Raw genomic sequence first — 24,052 nt, 5'->3', positions numbered from 1 at the left:
AACGAAAGGTAAGCATGGCCGCCATCACGAAGCGCCCGCACCGCCTGTCCGACGGTCGCGACCTCATCTACTACGACGACCCGGACTCCGCGCTCGACCCCGAACGCGCGCCCGACCTCCGCGAGCCCGCCCCGCGGCCGGCCACGGCGACCATGCGTCAGGACCCGCTGACCGGCGAGTGGGTGTCGATCGCAGCCGCTCGGCAGAACCGCGTCATGCTCCCGCCGGCCGAGCTCGACCCGTTGGCTCCTGCCACCCCGGGCAACCCGTCCGAGATCCCGAGCGTGTACGACGTCGCGGTGTTCGAGAACAAGTCGCCGTCGTTCGGCCCGCTGCTGGAGGACGCGAACCAGCCGGCTTCGCTGGAGGATCTGGCGGCGGTCGGCCTCGAGCGCACCCGCACCTCCGTCGGTCGCTGCGAGGTCGTCTGCTTCAGCCCGGCGACGACCGGCTCGTTCGGCAGCCTCACCCCCACCCGGGCACGGACGGTCATCGAGGCCTGGGCCGACCGCACCGCCGCGCTCTCCGCGCTCCCGAACGTGCGCCAGGTGTTCCCGTTCGAGAACCGCGGGGAGGCCATCGGCGTCACCCTGCACCACCCGCACGGGCAGATCTACGCCTACCCGTACATCACCCCGCGCACCAGCGCCCTCATCCGGTCGCTGGAGAGCTACGGACCGACGCTGTTCGCCGACATCCTGGAGCGGGAACGCGCCTCCCAGCGGGTCATCCTCGCCGGCGAGCACTGGACCGCGTTCGTGCCGTTCGCGGCGCGCTGGCCGATCGAGATCCACGTGCTGCCGCACCGACACATCCCCGACCTCGCCGCCACCTCCCCCGCCGAGCGCGACGAACTCGCCACCCTCTACCTGCGGGTGCTGCGCGGCGTGGACGCGCTCTACGACTCCCCCACGCCGTACATCGCGGCCTGGCACCAGGCCCCCGTCGACGCGCACCGGGACGACATCCGGCTCATGCTGCAGCTGACGTCGCCCCGCCGCGCCGCGGATAAGCTGAAGTTCCTGGCCGGCTCCGAGTCCGCCATGGGCGCGTGGATCGGCGACATCCCGCCGGAGCAGGCCGCGGCCGCGCTCCGCGAGGCCATCGCCCGCGCCGACCGCGACGACCCGGTAGGCGAGCTGCCCGCCGGCATCTCGGGGCTCGTGACCGTGCCCGCCTCCCCCGTTCCCGCCCCCGAAGGAAAGATCCCCGCATGACCGACCTGCGCACCGGCGTCCGCGACGACTTCGTCTCGATCTTCGGCCGCGAGCCCGACGGCGTCTGGTCGAGCCCCGGCCGGGTGAACCTCATCGGCGAGCACACCGACTACAACCTCGGCTTCGTCCTGCCGTTCGCGATCAACCGCCGCACCGTCGCCGCCCTCGGGCTGCGCGACGACCGCACCGTCCGGGTCGGCAGCACGTTCGCCGACGAGCTGGTGGAGATCGACCTCGACCGGCTCTCCCCCGACGCCCTCGACGGCTGGTCGGCCTACCCGCTCGGCGTGGCCTGGGCGCTCGCCGAGTTCGGCGCCGATCTCGCGGCGGTGCCGGGCTTCGACCTCCTGATCGACTCCAATGTTCCGGTCGGCGCCGGGCTGTCGTCGTCCGCGGCGATCGAAGGCGCGACCGCACTCGCGCTCAACGACGTGTGGCGGCTCGGGCTCGACCGCCAGACGCTCGCCCGCGTCGGTCAGCGCAGCGAGAACATCGTCGTCGGCGCGCCGACCGGCATCATGGACCAGTCCGCCTCGCTGCTCGGGCAGCAGGACGCCGCGGTGTTCCTCGACTGCCGCTCGCTCGAGTCGCAGATCGTGCCGCTCGGACTCGAGGAGGCCGGCCTCGTCGTCCTCATCGTGGACACCGGCGTCACCCACGCGCACGCGACCGGGGGCTACGCCGAGCGGCGGGCGTCGTGCGAGGCCGGGGCCGCGGCCCTCGGCGTCGCGTCGCTGCGCGACGTGAGCGTGGACGACCTCCCGCGCGCCCGCGAGCTCCTGGACGACGTGACGTTCCGCCGCGTGCGGCACGTGGTGACCGAGGACCAGCGCGTTCTCGACACGGTCCGCCTCCTCCGCGAGAGCGGGCCGACGGCGATCGGCGACCTGCTCGACGCCTCCCATGTCTCGATGCGCGACGACTTCGAGATCTCCGTCCCTGAGCTCGACCTCGCGGTCGAGACGGCGCAGGCCAACGGCGCGATCGGCGCGCGGATGACCGGCGGCGGCTTCGGCGGCTCGGCACTCGCGCTGGTGCCGGTCGACGCGCTCAGCCGCGTGCAGGTCGCGCTCGACGGGGCCTTCGCCGAGCACGGCTTCGGCCAGCCGGAGCTGTTCACGGTGACTGCGTCGGAAGGCTCGCGCCGGGAGAGCTGACCGCGTTCATCCTCCGGTCACACGGCTTCGCCAGAATGGGACGATGAGCGAACCGGAGATCACCTGGCTGAGCCCCGACACCGTCCAGCTCCGCCAGCCGAAGTCGTCGCACTGGGAGGCGCCGTTCCTGTTCCTGCTCTTCGGGCGGGAGCGGTCCCTCCTGATCGACACCGGGGCGACGGACGACGAGCGGGTCTTCCCGCTGCGGGCGGCCGTGGACGCGCTCACCGAGGAATGGCTGCGCCGCAATCCGGTCGTCTTCACCCGGCCGTATCCGCTCGTCGTGGCGCACAGCCACGCGCACCGCGACCACATCGCGGGCGACCCGCTGCTGGCCGGCCGACCGGGGACGACGCTGGTCGGGACCACACCCGCGCAGGTGATCGCGTTCTTCGGCTTCCGCTCGTGGCCGGACCAGACGGTGGAACTCTCGCTCGGGCGCCGCACGATCGACGTCATCGGCGGTCCGGGCCATGAGCCCTCCGCGGTGGCGTTCTTCGATCGGGAGACCGGCATCCTGTTCACCGGAGACACCGTGCTGCCCGGGCATCTCTACGTGCGCGACCTCGCGCAGTACCGCGCGACCATCGAGCGGCTGATCCGGTTCCGGGACGACCCCACCGCCCCCGTGCGGGAGCTGCGCGGCGCGCACGTCGAGATGTCCGCCACGCCCGGCGTGGTCTACCCGCCGGGGACGCTCGACCAGCCGGACGAGCTGCCGCTCCCGCTGCCCCCGCGCATCCTCGACCGGGTGCTCTCGGCGCTGGACGAGACCGGAGATGCACCCGGCGAGCGCGTCGTGCGGAGACGGTTCGTGCTCGTCACCGAGTGAGCGCGGCGCGCCGTAAGGTGTGGGCATGACGATCATCACGCTCACCGACGGCTCCACCCCCAGCGTCGCCGACGACGCGTTCGTGGCGGCCGGCGTCGTCCTCGCCGGACGCGTGCGGCTGCTCGCCGGCTCCAGCGTCTGGTACAACGCCGTGCTGCGGGCCGAGGCGGAGGACATCGTCCTCGGCGAGCGCAGCAACCTCCAGGACAACGTCTCCTGCCACGTCGACCACGGCTACCCGCTGACGATCGGCGCGGACGTGTCGGTGGGCCACAACGCCGTGCTGCACGGCTGCACGATCGAGGACGGCGTGCTGGTGGGGATGCACGCGACGGTCCTGAACGGCGCCGTCGTCGGCGCGGGCTCGCTGCTCGCGGCCGGGACCGTCGTGCTGGAGGGCGCGGTCATCCCGCCGGGCTCGCTCGTCGCCGGCGTCCCCGGCAAGGTGCGGCGCGAACTCACCGACGGGGAGCGCGCCGGCATCCTCCACAACGCCCAGGCCTACCTCACCCACGTCACGGAGCACCCCGGGGGCTGAGCCCCCTACGCGGTGGGCTCGACCGGGCCGGGCTCCCCTCGGGTGATGCGGACGAGCTCGTCGAAGGTCGTCGGGAAGACGGTGTGCGCGTGGCCGGCGGCGGCCCAGACCTCAGGGTAACCGGCGAGCGCGACGTCGACGACGGTCCGGAGCGGTTCGGGGTGCCCGAGCGGGGCGACACCGCCGATGGTCTGGCCGGTCGCCGCCTTCACGGTCTCGGCGTCCGCCCGGCGGATGCGCCCGCCGAGCCGCTCGCCCAGGAACGCCGTGTCGACGCGGTGCGCGCCGGAGGTCATCACGAGCAGCGGCTCGCCGTCGATCGTGAAGACCAGCGAGTTGGCGATCGCGCCGACCTCCACACCCAGCTCCGCCGCGGCCGAGACCGCGGTCGGCGTCGCCGACTCGAACCAGCGCACGCGCGGCTCGATCCCGGCCTCCAGGAGCGCCGCCTCCACCCGCTCGACGGCAGGATGAGTGCGGTCCTCGGCGGTCATGCCAGGGCCCGCTCCGCGGACTCCACCACGTTCTGCAGCAGCAGCGCGCGGGTCATCGGACCGACGCCGCCCGGGTTCGGCGACACCCACGCGGCGACCTCGGCCACGTCGTCTGCCACGTCACCGGCGACCTTGCTCTTGCCCGTCACCGGGTCCTCCACGCGGCTGACGCCCACGTCGAGGACGATCGCGCCCGGCTTGACGTTGTCGGCGGTCACCAGGCCCGCGACGCCGGCCGCGGCGACGATCACGTCGGCGCTGCGGAGAATGCCGTCGAGGTCGACCGTGCCGGTGTGGGTGAGCGTTACGGTGGCGTTGTACTCGCGGCGGGTGAGCAGCGAGCCGATCGCCCGGCCCACGGTCACGCCGCGGCCGACGACCACGACGTGCTTGCCGTTCAGCTCGATCCCGTGCCGCAGCATCAGCTCGATCACGCCACGCGGCGTGCAGGGCAGCGGGGTCGTGATCGGCCGGTTGACGTTGAGGACCAGGCGGCCCAGGTTCGTCGGGTGCAGGCCGTCCGCGTCCTTCGCCGGGTCGACCAGCTCCAGGATCGCGTCGGTGTCGATGTGCGGCGGCAGCGGCAGCTGCACGATGAAGCCGGTGCAGTCCGGGTCGTCGTTGAGGTCCTCGATCACGGCCTCGAGCTCCGCCTGCGAGATGTCCGCGGGCAGGTCGCGGCGGATGGAGGCGATGCCGACCTCCGCGCAGTCGCGGTGCTTGCCCGCGACGTACCACTGCGAGCCCGGGTCGTCGCCGACCAGGATCGTGCCGAGCCCCGGCACGACCCCCTGCTCGCGCAGCGCGCTCACGCGCACCTTCAACTCCGCCTTGATCTCCGCAGCCGTAGCCTTACCATCCAAAACCTTCGCCGTCACGCCGGCCTCCACACTCGTTGCGAACCGTCGAGTACGCGGATTATCCGCGTACTCGACGGTTTCTGGCTGATTTTTCGCGTACTCGGCGGTTGCCGGGCCGTTAGATGGAGGAGGGGAGCTCTACGGGGAAGCCCTCCTGGCCGGAGGGGGTCAGGCCGGGGTAGAGCGGGAACGCCGCGGTGAGCGCGTCGACGCGGGCGCGCAGCGCCTTCGTGTCGGCGCCGGGACGCAGGGCGAGCGCGATGATGTCGGCCACCTCGGTGAACTCGGCGTCGCCGAAGCCGCGGGTCGCAAGCGCCGGCGTGCCGATCCGGAGGCCCGAGGTAACCATCGGCGGGCGCGGGTCGAACGGGACGGCGTTGCGGTTGACGGTGATGCCGACCTCGTGGAGGACGTCCTCCGCCTGCTGGCCGTCGAGCTCCGACGTGCGGAGGTCGGCGAGCACGAGGTGCACGTCGGTGCCACCGGTGAGCACGTCGACGCCCGCGGCGCGCGAGTCGTCGGCGGTGAGGCGCTCGGCGAGGAGCTTGGCGCCGCGGATGGTGCGCTCCTGGCGGTCCTTGAACTCCTCGGTCGCGGCGAGCTTGAACGCGGTCGCCTTGGCGGCGATCACGTGCATGAGCGGGCCGCCCTGCTGGCCGGGGAACACGTTGGAGTTGAGCTTCTTGGCGAGCTCCATGTCGCGGCTGAGGATGAAGCCGGAGCGCGGGCCGCCGATGGTCTTGTGCACGGTCGAGCTGACGACGTCGGCGTGCGGCACGGGCGACGGGTGCAGCCCGGCGGCGACGAGGCCGGCGAAGTGCGCCATGTCGACCCAGAGCTTGGCGCCCACCTCGTCCGCGATCTCGCGGAACGCGGCGAAGTCGAGCTGGCGGGGGTACGCCGACCAGCCGGCGATGATGACCTGCGGCTTGTGCTCGAGGGCCTTGTCGCGCACGACATTCATGTCGACGGTGAACGACTCCGGGTCGACGCCGTAGGCGACCGCATTGTAGAGCTTGCCGGAGAAGTTGAGCTTCATCCCGTGGGTGAGGTGGCCGCCGTGGGCGAGCTCGAGACCGAGGATGGTGTCGCCGGGGGTGGCGATGGCCGACAGGACGGCCGCGTTCGCGGACGCGCCGGAGTGCGGCTGGACGTTGGCGTACTCGGCGCCGAACAGGCTCTTCGCCCGATCGATCGCGAGCTGCTCGGCGATGTCGACGTACTCGCAGCCGCCGTAGTAGCGGCGGCCAGGGTAGCCCTCGGCGTACTTGTTCGTCAGCACCGAGCCGACGGCCTCGAGCACCGCGCGCGGCACGAAGTTCTCGGAGGCGATCATCTCGAGGTAGTCGCGCTGGCGGCCGAGCTCGAGCTGCAGCACCTCCGCGATCTCGGGATCGACCTCCGCCAGAGGGGCGGTGAAGGTGGACGGAAGGGTGTCGGTCACAATCGGCTCCTTGAAAACAGGGATGGACAATCGTCGTGCATCGACCCAGGCGCGCGGCCGAATCCATCCGTTCGTTCGAGGTAACCGTTGTCGCTCCCCGATGGTGACCATCTGAGCGCCAGTCGCGACGTGAGCAAGCATAGCAAAGGGGCGGCGAACAGGCTCCTGCTCATCCGCTGAAGACCTTGCTGATTAGTTAGGAGGGCTGCGATACTCGCACAGGGCCGTCCCGCGGGTGGGCAGTGTCGGCCGAACCCGAGAATCCCCCTGACGCGGTTAGGAGCATCCGTGGTCGTGCCTCGCCCCGCCCAGCTCGAGAACACGGGCGACGCGCCCTTCACGCTCCTTCCGGGCGCCCGGATCATCGTCGCGGGCCCCGGCGCCGACGCGGTCGGCCGGCTGCTGCGCAGCGAGCTGGCCTCGGACTGCCGGCGCGAGCTCGCCGTCGTCCACGAGCCTCCCGCGTTCGGGGACATCGCCATCGTGATCGCGGACGACGAGGGGCCGGCTGGGCACCCGGCCGAGGGCTACACATTGGAGGTCGCGGCGGAGGGTGTGCGAATCGGCGCCGCCACCGCAGCGGGCGCGTTCTGGGGCGTCCAGACGCTGCGCCAGCTCGTGCCGGCCGAGTGCGAGGGCGACCCGTTGACGGTCGACGCCGTCCGGATCGGCGACCACCCGCGCTTCGCCTACCGGGGCGCCATGCTGGATGTGGCGCGGCACTTCTTCCCGGTCGCGGACGTCAAGCGGTTCATCGACGCGATCGTCCTGCTGAAGGTCAACCACCTCCACCTCCACCTGACCGACGACCAGGGCTGGCGGATCGAGATCGCCGGCTGGCCCGAGCTCACGCGCATCGGCGGCTCCACGGGAAGCGACGGCAGCCGGGGCGGTTTCTACACCGCGGACGACTACCGCGAACTGGTCGCGTACGCCGCGGAGCGGCATGTCACCATCGTCCCGGAGCTCGACATGCCGGGGCACACGAACGCGGCCCTCGCCTCCTACCCCGAGCTGAACCCGCACGGTGTCGCGCCCACGCTCTACACCGGGACCGAGGTCGGCTTCAGCAGCCTGCGGAGCGGGGACCCGGTCACCGACGGCTTCGTGCGCGACGTGATCCGCGAGGTCGCAGCCCTGACGCCCGGCCCGTACCTCCACATCGGCGGCGACGAGTGCCTCAGCACGCCGGAGGCGGACTTCGAGGCCTTCGTGCGCCGGGCGGCGCAGCTCGTCGTGGCGGCCGGCAAGATCCCGGTCGGCTGGCACGAGATGGGGCGTGCGGCAGGGCTCCCCGACGGGACGGTCGGTCAGTACTGGTCGTTCCGCACGCCACGCGACGACGCGGCCGACGAGACGCTGGCGTTCGTCGGCGGCGGTGGTGCGGTGATCATGTCGCCGGCCGACGTCGCCTACCTCGACATCGTGTACGAGGAGGGCGACCCGATCGGTCAGGACTGGGCCGACGGCCCGACCGACCTCCGCAACGCGTACGAGTGGGATCCCGCGCGGATCGTCCCTGGACTGGCAGACGCGCACATCCTCGGCGTGGAAGCCCCGGTGTGGACGGAGACCATCGCGACAATCGAGGAGGTGGAGCGGATGGTGTTCCCACGCCTGGCCGCCCTCGCCGAGATCGGCTGGTCGGAAGCGCCCGCGGACACTGCAGAGGTGGCGGCGACGCGCGACTTCGACGACTTCGCGGCCCGGGTCGCGCAACTGGCCGAGCACTGGGACGCGCTGGGAACGTCGTATCGCCGGGTCGCCGGGGTGCCCTGGCCGGAGGACGCGACGCGCTGAGTCCGGATAACGCGGAAGGAGCCGGTGACCCGCTCGGGTCACCGGCTCCTCTCGTCCGGCGAGCGTCGGCTCACCGGGTCGCGGTCATCACGCGGCAGCGGTCTCCATGCTGCGACGGCGACGGCGGACGACCAGCAGGACGATGCCCGCGCCCACCAGGAGCACGGCCGAGCCGGCGATGCCCGCGATCGCGATGTCCGAACCGGTCATCGCGAGGCCGCCCGTGCCACCGGAGCCACCGGCCGAGCCGTTGCCGACGCCGCCGGCCGCGCCGTTGCCGGTGTCGCCGTTGCCGTTGTCACCGGTGCCTGCGTCGTCAGTGTCGACGACGGGGTTCGCGACCGAGATGTCGAACGTGTCCCACACCGTGCCGTCGGCGCGGAGGACCTGGAACGTGTAGCTCGCGCCCGCCTGGGCCGGGATGACGAAGGCGAACAAGTGCGAGCCGTCGTCCTGCGCCGTGGCGGTGAACTCGCCGACCGTGGGCGCGACCGGCGCCGTCCGCAGCGAGGCGGTGGTCGCCGTGTGCCCGTTCACGCCGGTGAGCTGATGCGTCAGGGACTCGCTCGGCAGATACGTGGTCGCCGGCGCGGTGTACGTGACGGTCTCACCCGGGTCGACGATGGTCTTGTCGAGCGTGCCGTGCAGCTCGTCGTTGCCCGCCGGATAGTCGGCGTGGGCTGCCGCCGCGGGCGCGAGCGCCAGCGCCAGGGCGACGAGGCCGCCGAACAGTTTCTTCTTCATGGTTCTCCTTCGTAGGGATGGGTGTCACTGGCCGGCCGCAGCGGTTCGGTCAGCCACAGGTCCCGGGCTCGGCGAAGTGCTCGAACTCGGTGGCGGTGGGGGTCGCGACGACGCGGTCGACGGTCGGCGACCGGGTGGGCAGTGCGGTGAACTCGGCGACGACGACCGCGACGTCTCCGGGGGCGAGGTCGACCATGACGACGGACACGGGGTGGCCGTCGATCGTCCGGGAGAGAGCGCTGACCTCCGCGCCGTCGACCGTCACCCGTTGCGGACGGAGGCTGTCGGTGCCGGCGAACTGCACCATCGTCCGGATGTGCCCGGTCGGGAGGTCCGGGACGCCGTACCCGGTCACGAACCACGGGAACGAGGTGATGTCCTCCGGTGCGGTGGAGGTGAGCGTCGCCGTGGCCGTGACGGTGCTGCCGACCTTCGCCACGTTCTTCCCGTCCTTGGCTGCCCTCTGCTCGGCCGGCGCGTGGCAGGTGGCGGTCACGGAGCCTTCGAGGTAGCTGTCCATCTTTCCGGCGGTGCCGTCGGCCAGGAACACGCCGACCGGCGCGCCGCGGTCGGTGAGCTGGGCGAGCGGTCCGGCGAGCGGGCCGCTCGCGATCTCGCGCTGGAGGGCGGCATCGGCGAACCAGACCGAGATCCTGCCCTGGTCCACCGCCGTGCCCAGCGCCTTCAGCACCGGAACGGTGCCGGTCCCCGCGCCGAAGAGCTTGTCGAACATGACGCGGGTGAGGTCGCCGAAGAACACGTCCTGCGCGTCGCGGTCGGGGATCTCGAGGTAGACCTCCTTCAACAGGATCTTCGAGGCGTTCTCGCTGTTCAGCTCGCGCCCGCCGACGGTGATCGGGCCGGTCGCCGCCAGCAGCAGCCCGATCGTCGCGGTGTCGATCGACACCACTCCGTCGAGCTGCTGACCGAGCGCAGCGCGCCAGTGGCCGGCCGTGAGCTCGCCGCTCCGGACGAAGTCGGGCGTGAGGTTCACGTCCTGGATGTACTCGCCGAGCTGGGGCCCGAACAACGCCCGCTCCTGCGGGCTCACCTCGAGACCGGCACCCGCAGCGGGGTTGAGTTGATCGGGGATGAGCTGCTCCCCCAGTTCGATGCGGCCGCCGTCGGCCGTGAGTGCCGAGACGGCTCCTGCGATGCCGCCGGTGGTCCGGAGCTCGGCGTTGTTGTTGAACAGCAGCGCATAGTTCTTCGCGCCGTTCCCTCCGGCCGCGGCCGGGAGCACGCGCGCGGCGACCGAGAGCGAGGAGACGGTCCGGTGGAGGCTGCCGACCAGGCCCTCGGCCTCGCGGACGCCGGAGGCGAGCGACGGAACGAGCGGACCGGACGCGGCGTCGCGCAGGGTCGCACGACCGTGCTCGAGCGCGCGTTCCGCCGTGTGGAGGTTCGCCGCAGCTCCCGCCACGGCCTCGGTGTCGACCTTCCGATCGGCGAGCGACACCGCGCTGTCCAGTCGGGCGAGGTCCGCCACCACGGGCGCCAGTCCCCCGTCGACGGCGTCGTGGAGCGCTTCGACGGTCAGCCGGTAGGAGCGGAGGTTGGCGCCGGCGAACGGGACGTGCTCGGCCGCGCGCCAGACGATGTCACCCGTCAGCCCTCTGGCGTCGTCCAGCTGCCCGCCCACTGCGCGGAGCCGATCGGCGCGGGCGGCGGCGGAGACCGGATCCGCCGCGATCGCCGCGACGGTGTCGCGGGCCTCTGCGCGGGCGGCCGAGACGTGGCCGTAGGAGAGGGCCGCCCTGGCGCCCACCCAGACGGCGCAGGCCACGACGACGAGGGCGACGGCGGCGACCGAGAGGAGCGCGACACGCATGACGCGTGCGCGCTCGGCCGCTCTCGCACGGCGGCGCGATCGACCGCTCATAGGCCCCGACTTCCTTCCGACATCGGGACCCATGCTGTCGTCGGTACCGAGGCGGCCGGCGGTCGATCCCGGGATTTACGTGCAGAACGGTCGATGTTCCGTGCAGTTCGGCCGGCCTTACGTGGAGCGCCTTACATCTTGCGTATTACCGTGGGCGCAGCAGTCCACTTCCCCCGTCCCTGGAGCAAGCCGATGATCGATCCCCGTGCCGCGGGCTCCGCTCCGCTCGCGGGCAGGGACCGCGTCCTCACGCTCGTCCGCGAGCTGCTGTTGTCCAGCGACGCCGACGTCGACCTCGTCGGCCCGCGCCTGAGCGGCCGGTCCACCGTCGTCGACGCCGTGGCGTCCGCCGCGGCCGACGCGCGCAGGACGGTCCTGCGCGTGAACGGCGTCGGATCGCTGCGCGAGAGCCCGCTCGCCGCCCTCCACGCTGCCGGACTCGGGGTCCTGCCGGCCCCGGAGCGCCGCACGGCGTCCGCCCTCCAGCAGGCCATCGACGCCCTCACGACGGCGATCGGGTCCGGCGCCGCCGCGCTCCTGGTGGACGACGCCGACCTCCTCGACGACGCGTCGACCGGAGCGATCGACGCCGCCCGCCGCGCGACCCGCACGCCGCTGCTGCGCACCCGGGCGCGCCTGGACGACGGGCCGTCGACGGCCTACGTGGTGCAGCTCGAACCCCTGGACTACGAGGAGCTGCGGGCGGCCGTGGCCGAGCGGCTCGGCGGTCCGGTCGACGCGGGCGCGATGAGCCGCGTGTACGCGCTGTGCGGGGGCAATGTGGGCCTCGCGCTCGCGCTCGCGGAGCTCGCCGTGCTGGAGGGCCGGCTGGTCCTCGGCTCCGGCGTGTGGTCCGCCACCGCTGACCTGTGGAGCAGATCGCTACGAGGCGCCCTCGAGGCGCAGCTCTCCGGTCTCTGTCCGGCGGAGCGCGCCGCGCTCGAGAGGATCGCCGTGACGGGCGCCTGCGATGTGGCGTCGACGCGCGGGCTGGTCGACCCCGCCGCCCTGGGCGGGCTCGCCGCGGCAGGCGTCCTCCGGATCGTGCCGCATCGCGGGCGCCGGCTCATCAGCCTCGATCCCCCGGTCCTCGCCGATCACCTCCGCGACCGGGCTCAGGTGGACGCTCCGCCCACAGACGCCGCCTTCGTGCAGCTCGTGCACGCGGCGGCCGACTCCCGCCGCGAGGAGGCGGCGCGGGTCTGGCACGACGCCCCGTCGCCACGATCGGCTCTCGCCTTCGCGCACGCCCTGATGTCCGGCGCCGGGATGGCGCCGGGCGCGGCCGCCGAGCTCGACCGGGTGCTGGCGGAGTCGGCCACGCTGCCGGGCGAACCGCTCGACGTTGCGGAGCTCGCCGTGCTCCGCGTCCGTCGGTCGCTGGCCGCCGGCGAGAAGCTTTCGGCCGCCCTCGCGACGCTGCGCGCGGAGATCGCCGGCCTCGGCCCCTTCGCGCGGCTCGCGGACGCCGCCGGGGTGATGCTCGCCGTCGAGGTCGGTGCCGAGCCGGCCGTGTCCGAGGAGCGTCTACGCGACGACACCGGCCTCCCGGCGCCGGTGCGTTCACGGCTCCTGGAGGCCGCCCGCGCCATCGCCCTCCGCTGCGGGCGCTTCGAGGACGCGGTCCGGCTCCGCGACGAGCTCGCCGCCCTCCCCGGCGCACCGGCCTCCGCGTGCGGGACGTCCGCCCACGCCTATGCCCTGCTCGGGGCCGGGCGACACGCCGACGCCGTCGCGTGGGCCGAACACGGCGCGGCGTCGGCCCGCGACCGGCTCGACGCCGGAGCGGTGCGCGAGCACAGCGTGGCGCTCGGCCTCTGCCATCTGCTCGCCGACCGCCCGGCCGCAGCGGCCGACGCGCTCACGGCCGCCTCCGCCCTCGGCGCACCCGCGGTGCCCGGCGCCGCGGTGCAGGTCGCGCTGCACGTCCTGACCGCGATCATCGCCGTGCGCCGAGGAGACACCGCGCTCGCCGAGCGCATCCGCGACGAGCTCGCGGCCGGACTCCCGCCCTCCCCGGACCGCGTCGCGCCGACGGCGATCGGGGCAGGGGTGCTCTGGATCGACGCTCAGCTCGCGGCGGGCAGAGGCAGGCCGGACGAGGCCGCCGAACTGCTCCGCCGGCTCGCGGCGACCCTGGCGACGCACGGCGAACTGCCCACGGCGGCTCTCGCGCTGCTGACCTCGCTCGAGCATGCGATCGACGACGCCGGCCTGGCGGAGGCGCGCGCCCTCCTCGAACGCCAGCAGTCCGAGCTGCACGACGCGCACCTCGCCTTCGTGGAGGCGCGTGCCGAGCCCGACGACGTGGACCTGGACGCGCTCGCCGAGCGCCTCGTCTCGACGGGGAGGCCAGGGGCTGCCGCCGCACTTCAGTGCCTAGGGATCGAGGGCTCCGACGGCGGCGGGTTCTTCTCGACGCCGATCGCGCTGACCGACCGCGAGCGCGAGATCACCCGGCTCGTCGCCGCGGGCCTGAGCAACCCGGAGATCGCCTCCCGGCTCGTCCTCAGCGTCCGCACCGTCGAGAGCCACGTGAGCAGGGTGATGCGGAAGACCTCCGCGGCCAACCGCGGTGAACTCGTGGCCCTTGCCGTCCGGCTCGCGCCGTGAGGCCGTCAGATCACGGATAGCCGAGGAACCAGAGCAGCACGAGAGCCGCGGGTTGCAGCGCGATGCCCACAACCAGCACGGTCTTCCGCGCACGCCGGTTGAGGGTCAGCCCCGGCGCTCCGGCGAGCGGAGCCAACGGCATGAGCAGCCGGAAGAGGCTCTGCTGCGGCAGGAAGACGGCGAACAGGTAGAGCGCGTAGCTGGCGGCGAACGCGACCACCTCGGTGCCCAGCGCACGGATGCCCGGCCGGTTCAGCAGCCACGCGTAGCCGCCGATCGCGGCGACGACGAGGAGGGCGCCCGCGACGCTCGCGTAGCGCCAGGTGAAGAGGAACCACGGCGTCAGCGGAACGAAGGCGACGCGTCCGATGAATCCGGTCCACCAGGACAGCTCGGTCTCCACGTAGGCGCCGGGAGTCCCCGTGACCGTCGCCGCGATCAGCGGCCAGGCCAGCCCGGCCACGGCGGTCACCGCACCGGCGACGATCATCGCCACGCGCTCCCTGGCCCCGAAAGCCTCGCGTCCACGACGGGCCCGCAGCGCCCGGATCACGTAGACGATCCCCAGGGTCAGCGGGAGGGCGAGTTCGGCCGGGCGGGTGAACGCGGCGGCGACGCCGAACGGGATGACCATCCAGTACCGGCGCGTCATGGTCGCCAGGAGCGCCGCGAACAGCAGGAGGAAGAACAGGCTTTCGGCGTAAGCGATCTGCAGGACGAACGACAGCGGGCCGAAGCAGAAGAACACGGCGGCCCAGAACGCGCTGACCGGCCCGACCCGCGACGCCACGAGCCGGAACAGCACCAGACTGGCGGCCGCGCCGCAGAGCACCGCGATCAGCACACCCGCTGCCGGGAAACCGAGCCCGGTCGCCGCCATGAGCGCGCGCACGATCAGCGGGTAGAGCGGCAGGAACGCCCACTCGTTCTGCTGCACGTCGCCGTTGGAGTCGACCGGGAGCGTCGCGGGGTAGCCGTGCTCGACGATGCGCCGGTAGTAGGAGGCGTCCCAGGTGCCCGCGAACCCGAGGAAGGTGGGGTGCGTCTGCGGGCTGCCGCCCTCCCAGTGCATCGCGCCCGCGACGAGGTACAGGGCGAGCATGAGCAGCGTCGTCAGCACCCGGGAGGCCGCGTAGACGCCGAGCACGCCGGCCCACCAGGGCATCTCCCAGCGGAAGAGCCGCACGCGGGCGGACTCGGTCACGGGCCCGGCGGGATCCGCCGGGTGCAGCGAACTCGTGATACCGGCCGTCATCGTCTTCGATGCTACTCCGGGCGGATGCAGTGGTGCATCGGCCCTGTCGAGCCGCAACTCGTGCCCGACAGGTCGTGCGTCGGAGCGCCCGCGTCGCGCCACACGCGCGGGCGCCCCAGCCTGGACGGCGAGGGGAGGCCTCCTCGCCGGACTACTTGACGCTGCCCGCGGTCAGGCCTCCCACCAGCCGCTTCTCGATGAGCGCGAACAGGATCACCACCGGGATGACGGCGACGACCGACACCGCGAAGACGTACTGCCAGGCCGCGTCGTACTGGCCCACGAACTTGGTGAGCGCCACCGACAGCGGCTGGTTGGCGTCCGTGGACAGGATGACGAGACTCGCCGCGAATTCGTTCCAGGAGGCGACGAACGTGTAGATGATCGCCGTGACGATGCCCGGCCAGACCAGCGGGAGCTGGACGCGCAGCAGCACCGTCCACTTCCCCGCGCCATCGAGCTGCGCCGCCTCATCGACCTCCTTGGGCACGCCCGCGAAGAACGTGTGCATGATCCAGATCGCGAACGCCAGGTTGAAGGCCGCGTTGACCAGGATCATCGCCAGCCAGGTGTCGTTGATCCCGAGCGCCACCATCTCCTTGAACAGACCGGTCGCGAGCACGGTCGGCTGGAGCATCTGCGTGACGATCACCAGGAACAGGAACACTCCGCGGCCCGGGAACCGGAACCGCGCCGTGTAGTACGCCGCCGGGACGCAGACCAGGAGCACCAGCACCGTCGCGAACACCGAGATGACGATGGTCGAGATCAGGTTGAGCGGCAGCGGGGTCTCCGGAGTGGACCACATGGTGAGGTAGTTCTCCGGGTGCCACTGCGTCGGCAGGTAGGTCGGCGGGACGGCGAGGATGTTGTCCCTGCTCTTGAACGAGCCGACCAGCATGATGAGGTACGGCGCGATGAAGACCAGGGCGATGACGACGCCGGCGATCACCTTGCCGGCGACGCGCCAGGAGAAGCCCGGGCGCGGGCGGCGGGGCGCGGCGGCGCGCGCAGGCGTTCCGGCGAGCGCGACGGGGGCGGGCGCGGTCACGAGACCTCCTTCATCGGCTTCACGATCCACAGGTAGAGCGCCACGACCACGAGCACGATCAGGAAGTTGATCACGCTGAGCGCGCTGGAGAGGTCGATGCGCTGCTCGTTCTGCAGCAGCTTGAACACGTAGGTGGTCGTCGTGTCCGCTTTGTAGCCGGGGATGGAGCCGGTCATCAGCTTGAGGATCGGCAGCGAGTTGAACACGTTGATGATGTTGATCAGGCTGGCCAGCGCGATCGCGGGACGCAGGTTGGGCAGCGTCACCCCGAAGTAGGAGCGCACCGCTCCGGCGCCGTCGACCTTCGCGGCCTCCAGCATGTCCCCTGGGATGCCGGCGAGCCCGGCCAGGATCGTGTAGGTCGTGAACGGGAGCGACACGAACACCGCGATCGCGATGGACGACAGGAACGCCGGCAGCGGCTCCTTGGTGAACCCGAACGGCTGCGCGATCAGATGGATGTCCACCAGGAACTTGTTGATGATCCCGTAGAACGGGTCGAGGCCGTAGACGAACACCGTGGTCGTCATGACCACGCTCGCCGCCCACGGCACGATGATGGCCATCCGCACCCAGCGCCGGCCCGGGAAGCTCTTGTCCAGGAACTGCGCCAGAGCGAGCGAGATCACGACGGTGATGACCACCACCGAGACGACCCAGAAGAGCGTGTTGACAAGGATGCCCGGCACCTCCGGGCGGGAGAGCACCGTGACGTAGTTCTGCAGGCCGACCGATCCGTGGTCGACGCCGGCGACCGAGATCTTCCGTGTCGAGTTGAAGATCATGTAGCCCGCGGGGAACAGCACGATGCCGAAGATGAGGATGAGCGCCGGCAGCGTCCACGGCACGGCGTTCCACAGCGTGGTGGTGTTGCCGTGCCGGGCGCGCGGCGCCCCGCGACGGGGGCGGCCGGTCGCCGCCCCCGTCGTGGTCGTTTCGATCGTCGAGCTCATGCCGCTGCTACTGGCCCGAAGCCTTCGCCTGGATGGACTTCAGCAGGTCGGACGGGTTCGCGCCCTGACCGAGCTGCCCGATCTGGCTCTGGATGGCACCCTGTGCGGCCGACCAGTTCGGGTTCGTCGACGGGTAGAACTTCGCGTTCGGCAGCAGGTCGAGGAACGGCTTGATGGTCTCGTCCGAGCCCATCTTGTCCGCGCCGGACTTCGTGGTGGGCAGGAAGCCCTCCTGGCCGACCCACTTGGTGTAGACGGCCGGCGTGTAGAAGTAGTCGAGGAACTTCTTGATCGCGTCCTTCTTGTCCGTCTTGCCCTTGAACGCCATCAGGTGGTCCGCGACGCCCAGGGTGAAGGCGGAGCCGTCCTTGGTCGGGATCGGCGCGATCCCGTACTTGAGGGACGGGTTCTTGTCCTTGATCTGGCCGACGATCGGCGGGAGGCCGATCTGCATGCCGAGCTGGCCCTGGATGAAGACGTTCATCAGCGGGGTGCGGTTGGTCGAACCGGGGTTCGCCTGCGTGAGGCCCTGGTTGATGATCTTCTGCATCTCCGTCGCGCCTGCGACGTTCTCTGCGCTGTCGATCGTCAGCTTCTTCGCGTCGCCGTAGCCTCCGCCTGCTCCGTAGAACCAGATCGCGGTCTCCGCCTGGGCCTCCTCGGAGCCGAGCGGCATGCCGTACGGCGTCACGCCGGCCGCCTTCAGCTTGGCGGCGTCCGCTTCGAAGTCCGACCAGGTCTTGGGCGGGTCGGTGATCCCGGCCTTGGCGAAGTCGTCCTTGTTGTAGAACAGGGCGCGTGCCGAGGCGATGAACGGGAGGCCCCACTGGGTGCCGTCGATGCTCGCGTTCTTGTTGAACGCCGGCTGGAAGTCGTCGAGCGTCTGGGCGGACACGATGTCCTTGGCCGGGTAGAGCAGGTTGTCGGCGGCGAAGCCGGCGAACGCGTCGATGTTCAGGATGTCCGGCTGCTTGCCGGCCTGGATGCGCGTCTTGATGACGTTGTTGATGTCGGTCCACGACTCGACGTCGAGGTTCACCGTGATGCCCTTGTTGGCGGCCTCGAAGTCCTTGATGATGCCCTGCCACTCGGCCTTGGTGTTATCCGAGTAGCTGGCGACCATCAGGTTGAGCTGGCTGCTTCCGCTCGCCGAGCCCCCCGAGCCGCCACTGAAGCCGCAGGACGCGAGCGTCAGGGTCGCGACCGCCGCTGACGCGACGGCGGCTGACCACCGCAGAGACTTCTTCATCGACTTTCCTCACTCTCGATCAGGATCTCGGACCGTCGCTGGAGGTGCTGCAGGTGCGCGACGATGCGTATCTGGATGATGCTTCATGACTTGTTTCGTACAGAAACAATCACATGCACTCAATTGATGCTCGAATAATTGCGCATATCCGGGGGTGGCGTCAAGCAACAGACCCCAGATCGTTACCTGGGATTTACACGGTCGACTCGAACCGGACCCAGATCGGGGACCGACGATCGAAAGTGATCAGTAGACAGACATAACGCTCATAAGCAATCATTGACCTGACCGAATCGACGTAAAACGACAGGAGTGAGCAGTGACGGACATCCTCCCGGGGGCGCACATGGAGGCCGAGCTGCGGTCCCAGCCCGAGACCTGGGCCCGCGCGGCCGCCCTCCGCGACGAGCAGGCTCTGCTGCCCGCCTCCGGCGAGCGCATCGCGGTCGTCGGCTGCGGCACGTCGTGGTTCATGGCGCAGTCGTACGCCGTGCTGCGCGAGTCCGCGGGCCACGGCCTGACCGACGCCTACGCCGCCTCGGAGGCCGTGATCGACCGCGACTACGACGCGATCGTCGCGCTCAGCCGCTCGGGCACCACGACGGAGGTGATCGAGCTGGTCGACGGTCTCCGCGGCCGCTCGCGGCGCCCGCGTACGATCGCGGTCGTCGGCGCGGCAGGAACCCCGCTGCCCGACCTCGTGGACGACACCGTGCTGCTGTCCTTCGCCGACGAAGCCTCCGTCGTGCAGACGCGCTTCGCGACGACGGCGCTGGCGCTGATGCGAGCCTCCCTCGGCCACGACCTCGGCCCCGCCATCGAGCAGGCCGCGGCCGCGATCGATGAGGACCTGCCCGAGGAACTCGTCTCCGCCGGGCAGTACAGCTTCCTCGGCGCCGGCTGGACCGTCGGCCTCGCGCACGAGGCCGCCCTCAAGATGCGCGAGGCGGCGCAGTCGTGGACGGAGTCCTACCCCGCCAAGGAGTACCGGCACGGCCCGATCGCGATCGCGGCTCCCGGCCGGGTCACCTGGATGCTGGGGGACGCCCCCGCCGGGCTCGCCCGCGACGTGGCGGCCACCGGCGCGCGCTTCGAGGACGAGCCGATCGACGGCCTCGCCGACCTGGTCCGCGCGCAGCGCGTGGCCCTGGAGCGCGCCCGCCGCGCCGGACTCGATCCCGACCGTCCCCGCAACCTGACGCGCTCGGTCATCCTGGCGCCATGAACGTGCACGCCGCCGCGGCCGACGGCCTCGGCCCGGGTGACGCGGTGCTCGCCTTCGACGTCGGCGGCACCGACCTGAAGGCCGCGCTGGTGGACTCCGCCGGCCGCATCGTGGAGCTGATCCGCCGGCCCACGCCGCTCGACGGCGCGCGCACGGGCGAGGCTGTCGTCGCCGCGACCGCCGCACTGGCCGCCGGGTTCCGGCGCGCGCACCCCGGCGTGGTCCCCACCGCGGCCGGTCTCGTCGTCCCCGGCCATGTGGACGAGGAGACCGGGGTCGGCGTCTTCTCGGAGAATCTCGGCTGGCGCGACTTCCCGTTCCGCGACCGCGCGGCGGAGGCGTTGGGGATGCCGGTGTCGTTCAGCCACGACGTGCGCGCCGCCGGCGAGGCGGAGTACCGGCTGGGCGCCGCCGCCGGCTTCCGCGACGTGGTCGTGATGGCGATCGGCACCGGCATCGCCGGCGCGATCTTCATCGACGGCACGCTGTTCACCGGCGGCGGCATGGCCGGCGAGATGGGCCACTCGCGGGTCGCCGACGGTCCGGACTGCGCCTGCGGCGGTCGCGGCTGCCTGGAGGCCGTGGCCTCGGCCGCGGCGATCGCCCGCCGGTACACGGCGGTCAGCGGCATCCCGGTGGCGGGCTCGCGCGAGGTGCTGGAGCGGGCTCGCTCCGGCGACCCCGCCGCGCAGCGCGTCTGGGACTCCGCCCTCGACGCGCTCGCCCTCGACCTGTCGCACACCGTCGCCCTGCTCGCCCCGGAGGCCGTCGTGATCGGTGGCGGTCTCGCCCAGGCCGGGGACGAGCTGTTCGTGCCCCTGGCCCAGCGCCTCGACGCGATCCTCACCTTCCACCGGCGCCCGCAGCTGATCCCGGCGCGGATCGGCGAGAACGCCGGCGTGATCGGGGCGGCCCTCCGCGCCCGGGAGGTCGTGGCCCCGGCGGACGGCACCCTGAAGGCCGTCCGATGATCCTCACCGTCACACCGAACCCCGCGATCGACCTCACCTACCGCGTCGCTGCGCTGGAGCCCGGCGAGACGCACCGGGTCGCTCCTCCCGCGGTACGCGCCGGAGGCAAGGGCCTGAACGTCGCCCGGGTGATCGCCCAGACCGGCGGCGCGTCGTTCGTCCTGACCACGGCCGGCGGAGCGTCCGGGCTGCGCCTGGCCGATGACCTGGAGGCGAGCGGCCTGCCGTCCGAGCTGGTCCCGGTGGCGGCGCCGACACGCAGCAGCGTCGCGATCGTCGACGAGGGCTCGGGCGTCGCGACGATCTTCAACGAGACCGGCGCCGGGCTGTCCCCGGCCGAGTGGACCGCACTGCGCGAAGCCGTGGAACGCCTCGCGCTGCCGGCCACCGCGATCGTCGGGTCGGGCAGCCTCCCGCCCGGCGCGCCCGAGACCTTCTACGCCGACCTGGTGGAGGTCGCCCGGCGGCACGGCGTCCCGAGCGTCATTGACGCGAGCGGCACAGCGCTGCTGGCCGCCGCCGAGGCGGGCGCCGACGTGCTCAAGCCGAACCGCCGCGAGCTGGCCGACACGGTCGGCTCGGACGACCCGGTCGCGGGAGCCCGCGCGCTCCTGTCGGCCGGCGCCGGGCTGGTGCTCGTCTCGCTCGGCGCCGACGGCATGCTCGCGGTCGGCGCGGACGAGACCTGGTCCGCCCGGCTCCCCCGGCCTTTGGCCGGCAACGCGACGGGCGCGGGCGACGCGGCCGTCGCCGCCCTCGCGACCGCGCTGGCCGCCGGCACGACCGACCCCGCCGTCCTGGTCCGCCGCGCCACCGCCTGGTCGGCCGCTGCGGTCGTCGCGCCGCTCGCCGGCGAGCTCGACCCCGCGTACCCGGAGTACGAGGCGCGCCTCGTGACCGCCTGAACCGATCCGGCCGACCCCGCCGCAACCCACCGGAGCCCGCATGCCCCTCGTCCCCACCCTCGACCTTCTGCACGCGGCGGTCGCCGCGCGCACCGGCGTCGCCGCCCTCAACGTCATCCACCTGGAGACCGCCGAGGCACTGGTCGCCGCGGCCGAGGAGACCCGCCGCCCCGTCATCCTGCAGATCTCGCAGAACTGCGCCGACTACCACGGCGGGCTCGACCCGATCGCGCGCGGGACGCTCGCCCTCGCGGCGGACTCGTCCGCCCACGTCGCCGTCCACCTCGACCACGCGGAGGACCCCGCGCTGACCAGGCGGGCGATCGACCTCGGGTTCGGCTCGGTCATGTTCGACGGGTCCACGCTGCCCTACGACGACAATGTGGCCGCGACCGTGCGGGTCGTCGAGTACGCGCACGCCAACGACGTCTCGGTGGAGGCCGAGCTCGGCGAGATCGGCGGGAAGGACGGCGCTCACGCCCCCGGCGTCCGCACCGACCCCGCTGAGGCGCGCCGGTTCGTGACCGAGACCGGCGTGGACGCGCTGGCCGTCGCAGTCGGCAGCTCGCACGCGATGACCGAGCGGAGCGCCCGGCTCGACCTCGAACTGATCGCCGCCCTCCGACACGCCGTGCACGTTCCGCTCGTCCTGCACGGCTCCAGCGGGGTCGCGGATGAGACGATCGAAGCGGCGATCCGCTCCGGCATCACCAAGGTCAACGTCTCCACCCACCTGAACCGTTTCTTCACCGACGCGATCCGCGCCTACCTGCGCGCGAATCCGGACGTCGTGGACTCCCGGCGGTACGTGCGGGAGGGGCGCGCGGCCGTGGCGACGGAGGCGGCGCGCCTGATGACCCTGTTCGACGTCGCCGCCGGCGCGGCGAGCGGAACGGAGACTGCACAGAAATGAACAGAGCGGAACGGCTGAACGCCGTCCTCGACCTCCTCGCCGAGTCCGGCCAGGTGGACGTCGAGGACATCGTGGCGAAGCTCGACGTGTCGGCGGCGACCGCGCGGCGGGACCTGGACGCCCTGGCGTCGCAGCAGCTGCTGACGCGCACCCGCGGCGGGGCGGTCGGCCAGTCGGTCGCCTACGACCTGCCGATCCGCTACAAGCGCGAGCAGCACGCGCCCGAGAAGCTGAGGATCGCCCAGGCGGCGAGCGCACTCGTGCCGCGCGGGGCGGTCGTGGGACTCTGCGGCGGGACGACGAGCACCGCGGTGGCGACCGTGCTGGGCTCGCGGCCGGACCTGATGGAGCCGTCGCCGCATCCCAACCTCACGGTGGTCACCAATGCCATCAACATCGCCGCGCAACTCGTGATGCGACCGCAGATCAAGACCGTCGTCACCGGCGGTGTGGTGCACGCGCGCTCGTACGAGCTCGTCGGCCCCTACAGCGACGTGGTGCTGGAGAAGATCACGATGGACATCGCCTTCATCGGCGTCAACGGGATCGACCCGCTCGTCGGCGCGACGGTCCACGACGAGGGCGAGGCGAGCGTCAACTCGCTCATGGCCCGCCGGGCGACGCGCGCCGTCGTGGTCGCGGACTCCAGCAAGATCGGCCGCAAGGCGTTCGCCACCCTCGGCGGCCCCAAGCTGCTGACCACGCTCATCACCGACGACGGCATCACGGCCGAGCAGCGTGCTGCGTTCGTGGAGGCCGGCTTCGAGGTGATCGTCGCCTGATGCCCGGCCACGTCATCCACTCCGCCCGCCTCGTGAGCGAGGGCCGCACCACCCGCGAGGCCTGGGTGCTGTTCGACGGCGCGCGTGTCGCCGCGACCGGCGCCGGAGACGACTGGCGAGCGGCGGTCGCCGGCGACCCGTCCGCCGTCGTCACGGACGCGGGTGGCGGCTGGCTGACGCCGGGCTTCATCGACCTTCATGGCCACGGCGGCGGCGGGGCGGCGTTCGACGACGGCGCGGACGCGATCCGCACGGCGATGGCCCTGCACCAGCGCCACGGCACGACGCGCTTCGTGGTCTCGCTGGTGACCGCGGCGGTGCCCGAGCTCGCCGGGCGTGTGCGCGGCGTGGCCGCGCTGGCGGCCGAGGATCCGCGTGTACTCGGCTCGCACCTGGAGGGTCCGTTCCTCGACGTCGCCCACAAGGGCGCGCACGACCCCGCCCTCCTGCGCCCGGCGACGCCCGCCGACATCGAGCTGCTGCTGGAGGCCGCCGGCGGCACCCTGCGCCAGATCACGCTCGCGCCCGAACTGCCCGGCGGCCTGGACGCGGTGCGCGCCTTCGCGGCGGCCGGCGTCGCGGTCGCGGTCGGCCACACCGCGGCGGACTACGACCAGACCCGTGCCGCTTTCGACGCCGGCGCCACGATCCTGACGCATGCCTTCAACGGCATGGACGGCATCCACCATCGCGCGCCCGGCCCCGTCGCGGCGGCGACGCGCACCGCGGGGGTGACCCTGGAGGTCATCAACGACGGCATCCACGTGCACCCCGAGGTGGTGCGGATGGCGTTCGCCTCGGCTCCCGGTCGCGTCGCGCTGATCACCGACGCGATGGCCGCGGCCGGCGAAGCCGACGGCGGCTACCTCCTCGGCTCCCTCCGCGTGGAGGTGCGCGACGGGGTCGCACGCCTGGCCGAGGGCGGCTCGATCGCCGGCTCCACACTGACCCAGGACGACGCGCTGCGCCGCGCGGTGCAGGAGGTCGGCGTGAGCGTCCAGGAGGCCGTCCGCGCGCTCACGGAGACGCCCGCCGCCGCGATCGGCCGCGGGGCCGATCTGGGCCGCCTAGCGCCCGGGTACGCGGCCGACGCGGTGCTGCTGGATGACGACTTCCGGGTGCGGCAGGTGTGGACGGCGGGGTCGCCGGTCGCGCGCTGAGCGACGG

General features: G+C 72.2%; 21 protein-coding genes and 1 riboswitch. Of the genes, 12 read left to right on the top strand and 9 right to left on the bottom strand.

What is annotated here, in order from left to right; genetic code table 11:
- The first annotated feature begins 14 nt into the window (after window positions 1–14).
- From galT to AC1ROW_RS15670, 4 genes are read left to right on the top strand one after another with little or no spacing between them, the layout of a single operon-like run.
- Window positions 15–1,217, top strand: a complete 1,203-nt coding sequence (gene galT, locus AC1ROW_RS15685) for a galactose-1-phosphate uridylyltransferase (protein ID WP_493019826.1) — start codon at window positions 15–17, stop codon at window positions 1,215–1,217.
- Window positions 1,214–2,374: a galactokinase gene (gene galK, locus AC1ROW_RS15680; RefSeq protein WP_493019825.1), complete on the top strand. Its 1,161-nt coding sequence runs from the start codon at window positions 1,214–1,216 to the stop codon at window positions 2,372–2,374. The genes galT and galK overlap by 4 nt, the downstream gene beginning before the upstream one ends.
- A gap of 43 nt (window positions 2,375–2,417) precedes the next feature.
- Window positions 2,418–3,206 carry an MBL fold metallo-hydrolase gene (locus tag AC1ROW_RS15675; RefSeq protein ID WP_493019824.1) on the top strand — a complete coding sequence of 263 codons (789 nt, stop codon included), beginning with the start codon at window positions 2,418–2,420 and terminating at the stop codon, window positions 3,204–3,206.
- Between the two features lie 25 nt (window positions 3,207–3,231).
- Window positions 3,232–3,744, top strand: coding sequence for a gamma carbonic anhydrase family protein (locus AC1ROW_RS15670; protein ID WP_493019823.1), 513 nt, complete (start codon window positions 3,232–3,234; stop codon window positions 3,742–3,744).
- A gap of 5 nt (window positions 3,745–3,749) precedes the next feature.
- On the opposite strand, the gene AC1ROW_RS15665 is transcribed toward AC1ROW_RS15670, so the two are convergent.
- The 3 genes from AC1ROW_RS15665 to glyA all read right to left on the bottom strand — a co-directional run bounded on the left by AC1ROW_RS15665 (window position 3,750) and on the right by glyA (window position 6,542).
- The gene (locus tag AC1ROW_RS15665; RefSeq protein ID WP_493019822.1) at window positions 3,750–4,238 is read right to left on the bottom strand and encodes a YbaK/EbsC family protein; all 489 of its coding nucleotides are present in this window, start codon (window positions 4,236–4,238) and stop codon (window positions 3,750–3,752) included.
- On the bottom strand, window positions 4,235–5,116 hold the full coding sequence (locus tag AC1ROW_RS15660) for a bifunctional methylenetetrahydrofolate dehydrogenase/methenyltetrahydrofolate cyclohydrolase (protein WP_493019821.1): 882 nt from the start codon (window positions 5,114–5,116) through the stop codon (window positions 4,235–4,237). The genes AC1ROW_RS15665 and AC1ROW_RS15660 overlap by 4 nt, the downstream gene beginning before the upstream one ends.
- 100 nt (window positions 5,117–5,216) lie before the next feature.
- Window positions 5,217–6,542, bottom strand: coding sequence for a serine hydroxymethyltransferase (gene glyA, locus AC1ROW_RS15655; protein ID WP_454109048.1), 1,326 nt, complete (start codon window positions 6,540–6,542; stop codon window positions 5,217–5,219).
- A gap of 36 nt (window positions 6,543–6,578) precedes the next feature.
- Window positions 6,579–6,678: riboswitch (ZMP/ZTP riboswitch) on the bottom strand.
- Between the two features lie 152 nt (window positions 6,679–6,830).
- Here glyA and AC1ROW_RS15650 point away from each other — a divergent pair.
- Window positions 6,831–8,342, top strand: coding sequence for a beta-N-acetylhexosaminidase (locus tag AC1ROW_RS15650; protein WP_493019820.1), 1,512 nt, complete (start codon window positions 6,831–6,833; stop codon window positions 8,340–8,342).
- 87 nt (window positions 8,343–8,429) lie between these two features.
- Here AC1ROW_RS15650 and AC1ROW_RS15645 read toward each other — a convergent pair whose 3' ends face one another.
- Window positions 8,430–9,086 carry an LAVTG motif-containing sortase-dependent surface protein gene (locus AC1ROW_RS15645; protein ID WP_493019819.1) on the bottom strand — a complete coding sequence of 219 codons (657 nt, stop codon included), beginning with the start codon at window positions 9,084–9,086 and terminating at the stop codon, window positions 8,430–8,432.
- Between the two features lie 49 nt (window positions 9,087–9,135).
- Window positions 9,136–10,968: a DUF4012 domain-containing protein gene (locus tag AC1ROW_RS15640; RefSeq protein ID WP_493019818.1), complete on the bottom strand. Its 1,833-nt coding sequence runs from the start codon at window positions 10,966–10,968 to the stop codon at window positions 9,136–9,138.
- Window positions 10,969–11,118: 150 nt separating this feature from the next.
- On the opposite strand from AC1ROW_RS15640, the gene AC1ROW_RS15635 reads away from it, so the two are divergent.
- Window positions 11,119–13,581 carry a helix-turn-helix transcriptional regulator gene (locus AC1ROW_RS15635; RefSeq protein WP_493019817.1) on the top strand — a complete coding sequence of 821 codons (2,463 nt, stop codon included), beginning with the start codon at window positions 11,119–11,121 and terminating at the stop codon, window positions 13,579–13,581.
- 10 nt (window positions 13,582–13,591) lie between these two features.
- Here AC1ROW_RS15635 and AC1ROW_RS15630 read toward each other — a convergent pair whose 3' ends face one another.
- From AC1ROW_RS15630 to AC1ROW_RS15615, 4 genes are all read right to left on the bottom strand, one after another.
- Window positions 13,592–14,836 carry a mannosyltransferase family protein gene (locus tag AC1ROW_RS15630; RefSeq protein ID WP_493019816.1) on the bottom strand — a complete coding sequence of 415 codons (1,245 nt, stop codon included), beginning with the start codon at window positions 14,834–14,836 and terminating at the stop codon, window positions 13,592–13,594.
- A 151-nt stretch (window positions 14,837–14,987) separates the two neighbouring features.
- Window positions 14,988–15,887, bottom strand: a complete 900-nt coding sequence (locus tag AC1ROW_RS15625) for a carbohydrate ABC transporter permease (RefSeq protein ID WP_493019815.1) — start codon at window positions 15,885–15,887, stop codon at window positions 14,988–14,990.
- Entirely contained in the window at window positions 15,884–16,840 is a 957-nt protein-coding gene (locus AC1ROW_RS15620; protein WP_493019814.1) for a carbohydrate ABC transporter permease, read from the bottom strand. Before AC1ROW_RS15620 ends, AC1ROW_RS15625 begins: the two co-directional genes overlap by 4 nt.
- A gap of 7 nt (window positions 16,841–16,847) precedes the next feature.
- Window positions 16,848–18,089 carry an extracellular solute-binding protein gene (locus AC1ROW_RS15615; protein ID WP_493019813.1) on the bottom strand — a complete coding sequence of 414 codons (1,242 nt, stop codon included), beginning with the start codon at window positions 18,087–18,089 and terminating at the stop codon, window positions 16,848–16,850.
- A 319-nt stretch (window positions 18,090–18,408) separates the two neighbouring features.
- On the opposite strand from AC1ROW_RS15615, the gene AC1ROW_RS15610 reads away from it, so the two are divergent.
- From AC1ROW_RS15610 to nagA, 6 genes are read left to right on the top strand one after another with little or no spacing between them, the layout of a single operon-like run.
- On the top strand, window positions 18,409–19,314 hold the full coding sequence (locus AC1ROW_RS15610) for an SIS domain-containing protein (RefSeq protein ID WP_493019812.1): 906 nt from the start codon (window positions 18,409–18,411) through the stop codon (window positions 19,312–19,314).
- Window positions 19,311–20,285 (top strand): ROK family protein, encoded by a 975-nt coding sequence (locus tag AC1ROW_RS15605; protein WP_493019811.1) that lies wholly within the window; start codon window positions 19,311–19,313, stop codon window positions 20,283–20,285. The genes AC1ROW_RS15610 and AC1ROW_RS15605 overlap by 4 nt, the downstream gene beginning before the upstream one ends.
- The gene (locus AC1ROW_RS15600; protein WP_493019810.1) at window positions 20,282–21,190 is read left to right on the top strand and encodes a 1-phosphofructokinase family hexose kinase; all 909 of its coding nucleotides are present in this window, start codon (window positions 20,282–20,284) and stop codon (window positions 21,188–21,190) included. Before AC1ROW_RS15605 ends, AC1ROW_RS15600 begins: the two co-directional genes overlap by 4 nt.
- A 40-nt stretch (window positions 21,191–21,230) precedes the next feature.
- A complete protein-coding gene (locus tag AC1ROW_RS15595; protein WP_493019809.1) occupies window positions 21,231–22,103 on the top strand; it encodes a class II fructose-bisphosphate aldolase in 873 nt (290 codons plus the stop codon).
- Entirely contained in the window at window positions 22,100–22,885 is a 786-nt protein-coding gene (locus tag AC1ROW_RS15590; protein WP_493019808.1) for a DeoR/GlpR family DNA-binding transcription regulator, read from the top strand. The genes AC1ROW_RS15595 and AC1ROW_RS15590 overlap by 4 nt, the downstream gene beginning before the upstream one ends.
- Window positions 22,885–24,045 carry an N-acetylglucosamine-6-phosphate deacetylase gene (nagA, locus tag AC1ROW_RS15585; RefSeq protein ID WP_493019807.1) on the top strand — a complete coding sequence of 387 codons (1,161 nt, stop codon included), beginning with the start codon at window positions 22,885–22,887 and terminating at the stop codon, window positions 24,043–24,045. Before AC1ROW_RS15590 ends, nagA begins: the two co-directional genes overlap by 1 nt.
- Window positions 24,046–24,052: the final 7 nt, after the last annotated feature.

The sequence above is a fragment of the Leifsonia sp. GW821-FHT13C09 genome, assembly GCF_058806435.1.
This window is presented reverse-complemented; position numbering and strand designations above follow the sequence as displayed.